The 12,988-nt window shown below is 54.5% G+C and carries 11 protein-coding genes and 1 tRNA gene; 3 read left to right on the forward strand and 9 right to left on the reverse strand.

What is annotated here, in order from left to right; translation table 11 throughout:
* On the reverse strand, positions 1-423 hold a 423-nt coding region (locus tag HMPREF2975_RS12750), incomplete at its 3' end, for a transposase (RefSeq protein WP_227469185.1).
* Between the two features lie 238 nt (positions 424-661).
* Here HMPREF2975_RS12750 and HMPREF2975_RS03635 point away from each other — a divergent pair.
* Together HMPREF2975_RS03635 and HMPREF2975_RS03640 are read left to right on the forward strand one after the other, a co-directional pair.
* On the forward strand, positions 662-1,024 hold the full coding sequence (locus HMPREF2975_RS03635) for a hypothetical protein (protein ID WP_141757283.1): 363 nt from the start codon (positions 662-664) through the stop codon (positions 1,022-1,024).
* A gap of 17 nt (positions 1,025-1,041) precedes the next feature.
* Positions 1,042-2,079: a YhgE/Pip family protein gene (locus HMPREF2975_RS03640; protein WP_070725850.1), complete on the forward strand. Its 1,038-nt coding sequence runs from the start codon at positions 1,042-1,044 to the stop codon at positions 2,077-2,079.
* A 210-nt stretch (positions 2,080-2,289) separates the two neighbouring features.
* Here the strand turns inward: HMPREF2975_RS03640 and HMPREF2975_RS03645 are convergent, their stop codons facing one another.
* From HMPREF2975_RS03645 to HMPREF2975_RS03655, 3 genes are all read right to left on the reverse strand, one after another.
* Positions 2,290-4,641 carry a YhgE/Pip domain-containing protein gene (locus tag HMPREF2975_RS03645; protein WP_058236510.1) on the reverse strand — a complete coding sequence of 784 codons (2,352 nt, stop codon included), beginning with the start codon at positions 4,639-4,641 and terminating at the stop codon, positions 2,290-2,292.
* The gene (locus tag HMPREF2975_RS03650) at positions 4,638-7,310 is read right to left on the reverse strand and encodes a YhgE/Pip domain-containing protein (RefSeq protein ID WP_070725851.1); all 2,673 of its coding nucleotides are present in this window, start codon (positions 7,308-7,310) and stop codon (positions 4,638-4,640) included. The genes HMPREF2975_RS03645 and HMPREF2975_RS03650 overlap by 4 nt, the downstream gene beginning before the upstream one ends.
* A gap of 135 nt (positions 7,311-7,445) precedes the next feature.
* Positions 7,446-8,042, reverse strand: coding sequence for a DUF6363 domain-containing protein (locus HMPREF2975_RS03655; RefSeq protein ID WP_227469188.1), 597 nt, complete (start codon positions 8,040-8,042; stop codon positions 7,446-7,448).
* Positions 8,043-8,061: 19 nt separating this feature from the next.
* On the opposite strand from HMPREF2975_RS03655, the gene HMPREF2975_RS03660 reads away from it, so the two are divergent.
* Positions 8,062-9,525 carry a recombinase family protein gene (locus HMPREF2975_RS03660; RefSeq protein ID WP_227469190.1) on the forward strand — a complete coding sequence of 488 codons (1,464 nt, stop codon included), beginning with the start codon at positions 8,062-8,064 and terminating at the stop codon, positions 9,523-9,525.
* A gap of 139 nt (positions 9,526-9,664) precedes the next feature.
* Here HMPREF2975_RS03660 and HMPREF2975_RS03665 read toward each other — a convergent pair.
* The 5 genes from HMPREF2975_RS03665 to HMPREF2975_RS03685 form a co-directional block, all read right to left on the reverse strand.
* A tRNA-Ala gene (locus HMPREF2975_RS03665) sits at positions 9,665-9,740 on the reverse strand.
* A gap of 79 nt (positions 9,741-9,819) precedes the next feature.
* Positions 9,820-10,524 carry a histidine phosphatase family protein gene (locus HMPREF2975_RS03670; RefSeq protein ID WP_070725853.1) on the reverse strand — a complete coding sequence of 235 codons (705 nt, stop codon included), beginning with the start codon at positions 10,522-10,524 and terminating at the stop codon, positions 9,820-9,822.
* A 26-nt stretch (positions 10,525-10,550) separates the two neighbouring features.
* Positions 10,551-10,937 carry a ribosome silencing factor gene (gene rsfS / locus HMPREF2975_RS03675; protein ID WP_070725962.1) on the reverse strand — a complete coding sequence of 129 codons (387 nt, stop codon included), beginning with the start codon at positions 10,935-10,937 and terminating at the stop codon, positions 10,551-10,553.
* Between the two features lie 51 nt (positions 10,938-10,988).
* On the reverse strand, positions 10,989-11,621 hold the full coding sequence (gene nadD / locus HMPREF2975_RS03680; protein ID WP_227469192.1) for a nicotinate-nucleotide adenylyltransferase: 633 nt from the start codon (positions 11,619-11,621) through the stop codon (positions 10,989-10,991).
* A gap of 83 nt (positions 11,622-11,704) precedes the next feature.
* Positions 11,705-12,985: a glutamate-5-semialdehyde dehydrogenase gene (locus HMPREF2975_RS03685; protein ID WP_070725855.1), complete on the reverse strand. Its 1,281-nt coding sequence runs from the start codon at positions 12,983-12,985 to the stop codon at positions 11,705-11,707.
* Positions 12,986-12,988 lie beyond the last annotated feature (3 nt).

A 12,988-nucleotide genomic window follows, 5' to 3' on the forward strand; every position in this document is an offset into this window, starting at 1 on the left:
AAGGAAAACTGTCAACCAAACCCTCAGCAGACCCAAAAGACAGCGTTGGATGTGACTTTCAGGCCAGGTCAAACGTAGTGCTTTGATGATGCCTGCCCCGCCATCGGTTACCACTACCGTCGGGGCTGGTAGCCGGTTCATTAATGCTTGGTAGGCGGCAGAGTTTTCCCGTTGGCACCACTGCCAAGCGATAATCTTTTCCCCGTTGGTAGCGGTGATTAGACACCAGCCGTAGGCAAGATAGATTCCATCAAGTAGCACCTGATCGTAGACCTCGCCAGTGACCGATGGCTTGGGCACCTCGACTTGCCAACACCAGGCGCATTTAGTGGCAAAAGAGGTTTTAGCTACCCCGAGTTGGCTAACCGAATAGCCTTCTAGCAGCCATTTTATAAACAGGTCTGCTTGGGCTCTAGCGCTCATATCAGGACGTGATTTAACTGCCGAGGACCCGCAGGCCAGGCAACGCCACCTAGTTCGCCTAGAGCTAGTCTTACCGTTCTTTACAAGCCTTTGTCCGCATACACCACAAACCGGTCGATTACAAGCACTCTTCACACAATATGCTCTCAAAGCATATTCAAACCATCATAACCCTTGATCAAACCCCAAAAAAATAACGAATTTATACACACAATTCAGGTATTAACCCGGAAATGACTTGGTGGATCTTTTAGCCCCACTTTCGCAAGCCGACATCGATACCGCCAAAATCAACCAATTGTTGAACGAACTTAAACAAGCAGCGGACAAATGCGCCCAGGTGCCCCCGGCGGCACTTCCGTCATTCCCCCAGTGCCAGTTGCTTACTGAACTAGCGAACAAACAGGGCATCACCCTGCAGCAGCTGTCCGAAAATATCACCAAGGGTCAAGGCCTGCTGACGATCGCGGACAAACTTTCCCAGGCTGATCCACAAGAAATGAAGGCGAAGCTGAACGCAGCAGATCAAGGAGTTAAGGAACTTAGCCGGCAAACCGCCCTTACCCCACAGGCTCGACCGGAAAGCAAAAACCGACTCTAAGAGATGGCACTTATGCCTTGGCGAACGGATTAGACCAGGCGCAACGGGGGGTTCAGAAACTTTCTGCCGGAGCCTCTACCCTAGATAAAAATTCCGGACAGTTACGCACGGGGGCTAATGCTCTCAGCGGCGGCCTTGATTCGCTTTCCCAGGGTGCGGGCAAAGCCTCCGAGGGTGGAAAACAGTTAGCGGGAGGAATCGACAAGTTAACCACCGGTGCTTCCAGCCTAGAAGATGGACTACGTGATGGCGCTGAGCAGGTTCCCACTGTAGATAAGGGACAGGCGAAAAAAGTTTCGAAGGCCGCTAGTGGGGTCGCGGACGTGAAATCGGTACGCCAAAATCCGGTTCACGATAACGGTGCCGGATTCGCCCCCTTCTTCATGGCGCTATGTTTGTGGATCGGCGGGATTGCTATCTTCTTGATTTTCCCCGCCCTGGCTTTGCGGCGTCACCCCGAAGAGAGCTTCTGGAGATGTGGTTTCCGGTCTATGGCTATCGGGGCGCTCTTTGGCGCTCTGCAAGCAGTTACTGTAGTAACTGGGCTGCAACTGTTCCTAAAGCTAGATGCCCAAAACTTCGGGGCCTTAGTCTTGATAGCGGTACTGGCTTCTATCGGATACGTGGCAGTGAACCAGGCTTGCGTAGCCGCCCTCGGATATCGAGGACGCGCCCTTTCGGTAATCCTGCTCTGCCTGCAAATCACCTCTACCGGAGCTACCTTCCCGGTAGAAACCGCCCCTAGGTTCTTCCAGTTCCTCAGCCCGCTGCTCCCCATGACCCATGTGGCGCGCACTATTCGCGCGGCGATTGCGGGCGGAGAACTGCACTTAGGTAAGGCGCTAGTGGTATTGGCAATCTGGACGCTACTGTCCTGGGTGGCAACTCTTATTTCAGCGGCACGCCGCAAAGGTCAGCGCCCCATGCCCTATGATCCGGCACTGACTTTTAAGAAGGTTCCTTCGGTGTCTTCGCCCTTGGGGGCAAACTCTGCCAATAACGTTGAGGACTTTGACCAAAGCACCCGCCAAGCCAAAGAAAACCTGCCTAGCTGATTGTGCCGGGGAGCGTAGGTATTAAGCGGGACAAAAGATCGGTTCCTGTAAAACTTGCCCACCCCACCATTATGCACGGGAATAAGTTTTATCCGAGTCGGCTAGGCGGGCGTTAAATCCGAAAAAGACGCTGTCTTTTTCGGATTTTGGGCAGGAGGAAAAACTTATTCCCGTGCTGGACGGAGTGGGAGGTGCCCGGTGTGCGCCTGGCTACATGACTTTCGTTTTTTCGACCTCTTTGGCAATATCGTGGATCCGCCCGGCAATCGTATGCCGTAATACCAGACCGAGCACTAAGTTCGGAATCACAAACACCAGGATCATCTCCAGGTTATAGGCAAAATCCCCTGCATAAATCCCGGCGATAGCTGAACGCATCAAATTAATCGCATAGGTGGCGGGCAGCCAGGGACTGATGTTTTGGAACCATTGCGGCAATAGTTCCAACGGATAAGCTCCACCAGCGGCAGAAATCTGTAGCACCAGTAACAACACTGCTAAGGCTTTACCCGCATTAGCCAGTGCCATCACCAGCGTATAAACGATAACGGTAAAGACGGTGGAAATAACCCAGCCTGCCAAAATCAGCAGGAAGGGATGGGCTGGTTCAATCTCCACAAACACAATCAGCCCGACCATCAGCAATGTGGATTGTGCCATCCCAATTACCCAGAACATAAAGTAACGCCCCAGATATTCTTGCGCCCCGGTAAATATAGACTTTTTTTCCGCGGCTTTCGCGGCTGTTTTCGCATCGGGAGTAGGTGCGGTTTCACTTGCCTTCGTTTCCGCCCCTTCCGACCGGGACAATTCCTCTGCATTCGCATCCGCACCGGCGACTGCATCAGGATCTTTCCGGACTCCCCTGCTGGCCAGATAGCGTTTAGCCACATTCTCAGAAACATCAGTGCGCAGGAAAACCCCCGCCAGGAGCGCCCCCACCCATAGAGCGATAACGGTGAAAAGCGGAGTCATCCCCACCCCAAAGGTGGCGACTGGGAACACCGCATTGCGTTTTACCGCTATCGGGGACGAAATTAGTCGGGCAAAATCTTTGGGGTCAGCTCCTAACGTGGTGACGATTTTTTTCAAGTCCCCTTGCGACTGGGCAGACGAAATCTGTTCCCGAGCCTGATCCAAGCGGCGGGCTCCCTCACGCATCTTTGTCGCGGTATTGTCCAGGCTATTTTGAGCCCGACGCATACTCGCTATCATCCCGCCCGCACTTTCCGACAGATCGGTTTGCACCGCCTGCAGATAGGAGCGGAAAATCTTCACATTTTTCCCGGCAGAATCCAGGTTCTTACGCAGGCTCTCAATTCTTGGCTGTAAGTTTTTCTCAAAATTGGATCGAGCGGTGGCAATAGCCTGTTGCGCGTCTGCTATGGCTTGGCGGGCTTTCTCTCTCAGGTCAGAATCGAGGGTTACTCCCCTGCGTAGGTCAGATGCAATACTGCCCAGTCGCTCGGACAAGGTTTGTTGGCGAGCTATCGCCGCGTCCAGCTCGGACAGCAATCGGTCAACGGCTGGATCCTTCCCTTCTAAATCCGCCCCGTCCGGTCCCAGTGCCTGCTCGAGTGCGTCCCGTGTTTGTTGGAAGCCAGCGATTTGTTTATCCAACAAAGTTTTCAGCTGTTCGACTGTGTCCGCACTGCTCTGGCTGGTGCTATTGGCCGAATTCAGCAACTCGTCTAACTGCTTTTGCAGATCGGAGATATTGCCTTCTGCCAGTCTCACAGCATCGTCGAGCCTAGAGGATACGGATGCGAGGGGATTGGTTGTTCCGCCGGCACCTTTTTTCCCGGAATCAAATGTGGAGTCAACAGCCTCCTCAAAGGAATCCTGCACCCCTGCAGCCAGCTGTTTTGCTCCGGTGGCGAGTGGCACCGCCGAACCTATCAAGGTAGACAGAGAACTAACGGTGTTCGCCCCGGAATTCAGTTCTGCAGAGAGGGTTTGGAGGTGGTTGCTCAGCCGATCCAGAGCTGCCTGAGTATCAGCATGCTCTAAATAAGAGGACACGTCCTCAGCGATAGCCACGGTGGCTTCTGCCAAGGTTTGCGAAAATACCGTGTTGATCTGCGCGGTGACTCCCTGGGCGCCTTGCGTGGTGAGATTGGCTGAGAGCGGGTTCTTCTTTTCATTGGTGTACAGCGTGATATTTGCCGGGGCTGCTCCGCCGGCATAGAAGGTAAACATGGACTTTGAAAAATCCGCCGGTAACACAATTGTCGCGTAATATTCCCCCGAGCGCGCACCCTCCAAAGCCTGATCTTTACTGGTTATTACCCAATCAAACTGGTCGTTTACTGCCAGTTCCTTAAGTACCGTGTTTCCCACATTTACTTTGACGTTCAGTATTTTGCTGGTGTAACCGTCGTCGGTGTTAGCCACAGCAATCTTCAGCTGTCCCGAATTTGAGAAGGGATCCCAAGTAGCCAACACGTTGAACCAGGTGAAGAACATGGGCACGACAATCAACAGGACCAGGGAAATCCGAACCATAATGCTGCTGCGAATCTGACGGAAATCGTCTCGGATGATGAAAAGTACTTCGTTCATCGCGTCTCCTCGCTGGTTGCGGAGGCATCGGATTCGCCAGCCGACTGCTCAGAACTATCATCCGCAGCGTCTACCCGCACAGACGCGCTAATGAGGCGACGTTTACTGCGACTGCGGTAATGTTCGCTGCTCAGGTTCTCCGACCGATTTGCGGTTTTGATAGCATTCGCGTCTCGCTGGCGGGCTAGACTCTCGAAAAGTTCATCTTCCGTCAGATGCGACAGTCCCTCGGCTCGTTCGATTGAGCTCTTTAGTACAACTACGCCAACCAGAGTCCCCATGATGGCCACTCCCCAAACCGCTACTAATCCCAGGAGCACGGGTTTACTGGCGGAGGTGAGCCAGGAAGTCATCCCGAGCACAACCAGTACCAAAATCCCCACGCTACTCAGTCCCTTAATCAAAGCGGGATAGCGGGCATTGAACTCTTCTTGACGTCGCCGGATACGGGTGGAAAATTCTTTTCGGTTCGCCAGCAGCGCAATGATGTTACTCAAGCGGTAACCCCGACTTTGTAGCTGAACGTCTTCATTCACGACCAGTTCAGTGCGAGCCAAATCATCGTAGAACAGCTGGGTGAAGTAACCGAAACGACGCCTCCCCACAAACCCTAGAAGGAACATGGTGACGCTCATGAGCAATAGAACCGCCATAACATGCCAGAATCGCCCGTGATAGAACCCGCCGATAGTCTCTCGGATCGCGTTGATGCCGTAAGAAAACGGGAGCATCGGGGAAAGCTGGCGGAAGAATCTGGGCATGAGCTCGATCGGATAAATGCCCGAGGCACCGGGAATCTGCAACACCACCAGCAAGATTGCCAGGGCTCGTCCCACGTGACTGAACGCGGCTGCTAAAGCATAGATAATTGCCAAATAACACGGGCCGATCAGCATAGAGGTAGCAATGAAAGCGGGAGCGTTGGCGGCTTTCACTCCCAGCAGCAAACTGCCTACGCTGACAATTAACCCCTGCCCTATGGACAGCACCCCGGAGAGCATGAAGCGCCCCAGATAAGCCGAGCGCAAACTCAACCAGTCAAAGCCTTCTTTATCGACTTCTACCCGGAAAATTATGACCAGGATGAGCGCACCAATCCACAGGGACAGATTGAGGAACATAGCCGCCATTCCCGAACCATATGAGTTGATGGGAAAGAGGGGCTTCTGGTCGAATTTTACTGGTGAGGTTAAGTAGCGTCCGATATTGGTCGGATCGAGCCCAATGACTGTTTTCAAAGTTCCCGTCCGAAGCGCGGTAGCCAGAGTCGCCACATCGTTTTGCGCCCCGCTAGCCGTATTGGACAGCAGGTTCAGGTCGTCCTGCACCTGATCAAGCACCTTTTGGGTGTCCCCAATCTGGTCATCGATTCCGCGGGTAAGCGTAGAAATTTCTTTAAGGGAAATCCGCGCGGTACTCACCGCGGAGTTGATGGCTCCCAGCTGCGCCGACAGCTGCGTTACCTGGGAGTTTAACTGAGATGCGGTTCGAGTGGACTCTTCCCGCAGACCAGTGGCGCCGTGTTGCGCGTCCGTCAGAGCCTGATTAAAGGATTTCATCAGTGCCTGCAAATCCTTGCTAGCCTTGGTGGCATCCGCCCCGGTTTTCCCGACCTTGTCGAGCAAATCCTGCATCTCGTTCAGCTGAGATTTCAACTCTGCAGCGAGCTCTTGTGTCTGCGGGAATCTTTCTAAAATCGCAATCTGCTCACGCATTTTCTCTATCGAGGTATTCGCTCTTTTAATTCCGGATTGCAGCTGCGAGTCTATTTCGGTAAGTTTATTTGTCGCATTGGAGACCGCCGAATCCGCCGCCGCCGAGGATTCATTGAGTGCTTTTTGGGCGTTAATACTGGCTTGTCCCGCCTGAGCAGCAAACTCGGAAGCATCAGAGACGACCGTCCCTAAAATTCCTTGCGCATCACTTAAAGCCGCGGAAACATCAGCCAATGCCGGGTCAGCTGCAGCCAGCGTAGCCCGGACTTTTTTCATAGTCTGTAAGGAACCCGTCACAGACGCACTGGCGGAATCCAAGGTGCCTTGCGCATCGACCAGATCCCGGTTAATACCGCTCAAGGCATCTAAAGCACTGCCCTCAGCACCAGCAATATTTGCGTCGATCTCTAGGGCACCGTCGCGCAAAGCTTGCGCAATGGCCTCGCCTACCTTGCCCCGGAAAGTTGAGGTGATTTGAATATCGAGTTCATTTGCTCCCGCACCGGTAATTTTGGGGGCAATGGCGCCTTTCTTTTCATTCACGTTGTATTCGATGGTCGGCTGATGGAGCTGGCCGCTGAAAATATCAACTAAATCTTTACTAAAGGTCTTAGGGATGACAAAAGTCGCATAAACTTCCCCGGTTCTGATTTTGTGATTGGCTGTGGCTTGATCAGTAAACTGCCAGCCCAGCTGCTTATTCTCTGACAATTTGTCGACTACCAGGTTGCCAACATTTAGCTGACCAGTTAGTGCGGATTCCGTTCCCACATCGTTGTTCACTACCGCTATGGGTAGGTTTTCCGTCGCGTTGTAGGGGTTCCAAAAGGCCAAAATATTCAGCCAAGTGTACAGGGCTGGGGTGACCAAGATACCGATGACCATAATCAGGGATCGCGGAACCGCAAAAATCCGCTTTACGTCACGAGCAAACACCCGGCAGCTATCTTTCACCCTGCCATAATAACCTTGTGTTCAGATTCTGCAATTTCGCTCTATATCCCATTCAAAATCCCACGCGGAGGAATCCTAGTTTGCGAAAGTTTTACGCGTTCATCGCGGGATTTAGGTCAGGCAGACCCGCTCTAATTACATCCCTAAGAACTCTTTGACCTTTGGGAGTTCCCCTCGCATCTGTTCGTATCCGGCGGCGAAGCTTTCTTCCAGTTTCTCGGGATTATCTTCAAAATTCGCCACCCCCATATGCTGCGGATAAAACACATAAGCCTTTCCCTCGGACTCCAAACGGTCTAGTTCGGCTCGGGTTCGGTTGTAATTTATAGGGCGTTCAATAAGACTCTGAGCTGCCTGCGGGTACCGCGCTAGCAAGCAGCGGTACGCCAAATCAGGTAGGCGATTTTCTTTCACGTATTCCCGCGGTCGGGTCAATAGAACCAAGAACTTTTCGTAACCATCTGCCTGCGCCACGTCCAAAGGAATTCCGCCAGAGCGTCCTATTGCTCCGTCCATGCACGCCTCACCTGCAATATAAGTGACTGGTGTAGCTATAGGCATGGATCCCGAAGCCTTGCATACGTGGGTTAGTTTTTGCTCCGAATCCACCTGAATCTGTGAAAAATATATTTCTTCTCCGCGCTGCGCGTTATATACACCTATCCGCCATTCGGCTGGATTTGCTACGAAACGCGCATAGTCCAGCTCGAGCATCCCCCCAGGCTCGGTCATGTCGTAGTAAATGTGGTAAGTGTCGAAAATCCCCCTACCTTTTAGCGCGCAGGTGGATTTTTACGAGCACTACATCAAAAATCACGACGGCTGGCAATACGTCGACATCTACACCGATGAAGGAATCTCTGGCACTTCCACGAAACACCGCGAGGGATTCAACCGCATGATCGCCGACGCCTTAGCTGGTCGCATCGACATGATCGTCACCAAGTCCGTGAGCCGTTTCGCCCGTAATACCGTCGATTCTTTGACAACCGTGAGGAAATTGAAGGATAAGGGTGTGGAGGTGTTTTTCGAGAAAGAAAACATCTGGACACTCGACTCCAAAGGCGAACTACTCATCACCATCATGTCGAGCCTTGCTCAAGAAGAATCCAGATCTATCTCCGAGAACGTCACGTGGGGTCACAGGAAGCGTTTCCAAGACGGTAAAGTTTATATGCCCTACGGTAACTTCCTCGGATACAATCGCGGCCCAGACGGCAAGCCCGTAATCAACCCTGAGCAAGCCCAAATCGTGCGCCGCATCTACCGCCAATACCTCGAAGGCATGAGCATCCCCCAAATAGCGACATCATTGGAAGCGGATGGGATTCCCACACCGATGCGGCGGGCAAAATGGAGCCACACCACCATCCACTCCATCCTCACCAACGAGAAATACAAAGGCGATGCACTCTTGCAAAAGCGTTTCACCGTAGATTTCCTCACCAAGCAGCGCAAAACCAACGAAGGTGAAGTCCCACAATATTACGTGACCGGATCTCGCCCAGCCATCATCGATCCTGAAACCTGGGAACTCGTGCGCTACGAGCTAGCAAAAAACACGAACCAAGGCCGGCGCGAGCGTGCCTTCACCGGTATGGTCTACTGCGCTCACTGCGGCGCAGCCTACGGCAGTAAGACCTGGCATTCCACTGATAAATATCGGACTATCGTCTGGCAATGCAACCAGAAATTCGCAGTTCCTCACCCAAAGAAAATGCCCGTACTACGCGATAGTCAGTTGCAGACAATCTTCCAAACAACACTCGCCAAGCTCATCAAAAGCCAGCAACTCATCGACTGGGACTACCTGATTACCACCACATCAGACACCACCGATTTAGAAGAACAAGCCTTACAGCAAGCAACTGAAATCGAGGTAACTACCAGGCTCATCAACCAAGCCATCACCCGCAACGCTCATCACTCCCAAAATCAAGACGACTACCAAGAGCGCTTCACCCAGCTCAAAGCCCGCCAACGTGAAGCCATTACCGCCTACGAAACAACTCAGGTAGAAATTGAGCGCCGCCACGGTATCAAAGCCAAACTCACCAGGTTTAAGAAAACCATCCAAAACGCCACCCTCAGCCAAGACTTTGATCGAGCAACCCTGCGTGCTCTTTGCCAGCACATCCAGATCACACCATCGGGCAAGGCGAGCGTAATCTTTGCTGACGGCACCAAAATAAAAATCCCAGCAGACAGCTATTAGAGCCACGCAAAACAAAAGGGCTGACCACCACTCAGGTAGTCAGCCCTATTTTTATGCCTGCGAGCAGGACTTTTAGATTTTGCGCGCACCTTTGCGCAAAACTCTAGTTTTGCGCAATTGTATCAATTCAGTGTGCTCGTGGTGGAGCTAAGGGGATTCGAACCCCTGACCTCTTCCATGCCATGGAAGCGCGCTACCAACTGCGCCATAGCCCCAAATGGGTGTCACCAAAGGCGACCTGTTCACTATAGCGAATCAGGACGCCATCGCACAATTCACACGATGTGCAGGTGATCACGCCCCGATTGCCTGCTCGCTCCACCCCACATTGTGCGCAGCCAGCTGCCAGCCACCGTGCTTGCGATCGGGAACAACCTCCGACCAGTGGCAATTATCCAAGCCCCGCAAACCGCGGAAAGAACCCGCATCCAGACCGAGCAGTGTTGTCACCCCGCGGGAGATCGCCGACCCGTGCGCCACGACAATCAGCACGTCCCCCTCGTCCATGCCCTGCGACACGTCGGCAACGCCTGCAGCAAAACGCTCCCCCACCTCGCCGGACGGCTCGATACCCGCACCCGCAGACTCACCGGTAGCGGACCACTGGTCGAAAAACACCGGCATTAAAGAACGGATCTGCTCAATCGTCGCACCCTCAAAACGTCCATACGAACGCTCGATGAAGCGCTTATCAACGTGGACACCGTCAACCGTCGTCCCACGCTGACGCAGCGCCGCCGCGACGATCTGGGCAGTTTCAGCCGCTCGCTTCAACGGTGAGCTCGCCACACGCACGCGCACAGCCGCCCCAGCAGCGGACGCTGAAATACCGACACTGGCAGGCGCACTGGTCACGCGCTGAGCAAGCACACCGGCTGCACGCCTGGCCTGCTCGCGACCATACTCATTCAACGGCACATCGGACATGCCCTGGAAACGCCGAGCCACATTGTGGTCGGTCTGTCCGTGACGCATACACACGATACGGGCAGGTGACATGGCACAGTTCCTTGAATCCGACGCCCTTACGCGCCGAGCGCTTCCAGGTCCCGGTCCGCGTCAAGCTCAGTAATCGGCTGGTCAGCCCACAGGGATTCCAGCGCGTAATACTCGCGATCCTCATCGGTCAGGACGTGGATCACAACATCCGCGTAGTCAATCAGAACCCAGTGCCCCTCGGTGCGTCCCTCAATGCGCTCGGGGTGAAGACCCAGCCGAGCTGTCAGCTCATCCATGATGTTCTCTGCAATGGCACTGACCTGGCGTGCAGATGAAGCCGAACAGATCATAAAGGCTTCGGACAGCGGCATACGTGCGCGCACGTCAATCATTTTCATGTCGGAGGCAAGTTTGTCAGACGCGGCCTGAGCCGCAACGGCGATAAGTTGGCTTGTGTGACTGCTGACTGTCACAAACACTCCCTACTGTTGGTGAACTCCCCTGACACCTCCAGTGTGCCACGACTACTGCTCGTATGGGTCATCAATCCCAGTTTGTGGCGCAGATGTATCCCGATACAGCCCATACTTCGCGATGTACTGCACCACGCCGTCAGGCACCAGATACCACACAGGCTTGCCCTGGTTCACGCGATTACGGCAGTCAGTCGACGAGATCGCCATAGCGGGCACCTCAAGCAGGCGAATATTCGAATGCGGCGTCAACGGCTTCTTCAGCTCATGTCCAGGTCGCGTCACGCCGACGAACTGAGCCATCTCAAAGAGCTTGTCGGAATCCCGCCACTCAGCAATACGTTCGAGGGCGTCCGCACCGGTGATGAAGTAATAATCCGCATCCGGATCCTGGTTCTTCAGATCAGTGAGGGTATCGATTGTGTACGTGATCTTTCCACGATCAATGTCCACGCGGGACACTCCGAAACGCGGGTTCGAAGCTGTAGCGATCACCGTCATCAGATAGCGATGCTCAGCCGGAGTGACGCGCCGCCCCTTCTTGAAGGGCTGAACGGCGGTCGGCACGAAGATCACCTCATCGAGGTCGAATTCGCTCATCACTTCAGAAGCTGCCACGAGGTGGCCGTGGTGAATTGGGTCGAATGTTCCGCCCATGATACCTACGCGTCGTCGCTGTGTCACAAAGATCCCCTTTAAGTAAATCCCAGACCGGTGAGTTCACACTAGCCCAAGCCTCGGCTGCGCAGACGCATTCCGGTCACATGTCATGAACGGATATGCCCATCACCCTCGATAATCCACATCGTGCTGGTCAGCTCCTCCAGGCCCATCGGGCCGCGGGCGTGAAGTTTCTGCGTGGAGATCCCGATCTCAGCGCCCAGTCCCAGCTGGCCGCCATCAGTGAAACGAGTCGACGCGTTCACGGCGATCGCCGCAGCATCCACCTCGCGGCTAAAACGGTTCGCCGCAGCCAGCGAACGCGTGCAGATGGCCTCAGTATGTCCGGTCGAATACGTTCTGATGTGCTCGATCGCCTGATCCAGATCATCCACCACGCGCACGGCCAGATCCATCGACAAGTACTCGCGCGCCCAGTCCTCCTCTGTTGCTTCCTCCAGCATCGCCGAGTCAATCGATGGGTCGGATGCGTACTGCAGCGTCTGTGCATCGCCGTGGATGCGCACGCCCGCAGTCGTCAGGCGCAACAAGGCACTGGCCAGGAACTTTTCAGCGACCGCGCGGTGCACCAGCAATGTTTCGGCCGCATTGCACACACCCACGCGCTGAGCCTTCGAGTTGAGGATGATTTTCTCCGCCTGAGCCAGATCGGCATCTTCATGGACGTAGACATGGCAATTGCCCGTGCCCGTCTCAATGACGGGGACGCGTGCCTCTTCCACCACGGTGCGAATCAGTCCGGCACCACCACGCGGGATCAGTACATCAATTCCTCCGCGCGCATGCATCAAGGCGCGTGCACCGGCTCTGCCCCACTGGTCAACGCTCTGGACCGTATCTGGCGGCAGATCCACCGACGTCAACGCATCACGCATGACCTCGATAATGACCTTGTTCGACGCCTCAGCCGCGCTGCCACCGCGCAGCACAATCGCGTTGCCTGATTTGAGCGCCAGGCTGGCGGCGTCGATCGTGACATTTGGGCGAGCTTCATAGATCATGCCGATTACGCCCATCGGGACTCGTACCTGGCGGATCCGCAACCCTGTCTCCGTCATTGCGCCGCGCACAATCGTTCCCACCGGGTCAGCCAGTGATGCCACCTCGCGCACCGCGTCCGCAATGCCGGCCAGACGCTGCGCATTCAATGCAAGACGGTCGACCAACCCCTCATCCATGCCTTCGGCCTGAGCTCTGGCGACGTCCTCAGCGTTAGCCTGGAGGATCTCATCACTGCGATCCTCGATTGCTGCAGCCACCGCTCCCAGGGCGCGATTCTTCTGCTGCGTCGTCACGGTGGACAAGATGCGCGAGGCGCTCCTGGCTGCTTCCAGTACCTGCGAAATGTCAGCTAAACGTTCAGTCATACT

This window comes from Actinomyces sp. HMSC065F12 (assembly GCF_001814535.1).
In the GTDB taxonomy this organism is placed as follows: domain Bacteria; phylum Actinomycetota; class Actinomycetes; order Actinomycetales; family Actinomycetaceae; genus Pauljensenia; species Pauljensenia radingae_A.

Bases quoted from the DNA above. Each gene is read 5' to 3' on its own strand.
- HMPREF2975_RS03645 (WP_058236510.1), bottom strand. From the start codon at position 4,641: ATGAACGAAGTACTTTTCATCATCCGAGACGATTTCCGTCAGATTCGC.
- HMPREF2975_RS03655 (WP_227469188.1), bottom strand. From the start codon at position 8,042: ATGACCGAGCCTGGGGGGATGCTCGAGCTGGACTATGCGCGTTTCGTA.
- HMPREF2975_RS03685 (WP_070725855.1), bottom strand. From the start codon at position 12,985: ATGACTGAACGTTTAGCTGACATTTCGCAGGTACTGGAAGCAGCCAGG.
- HMPREF2975_RS03670 (WP_070725853.1), bottom strand. From the start codon at position 10,524: ATGTCACCTGCCCGTATCGTGTGTATGCGTCACGGACAGACCGACCAC.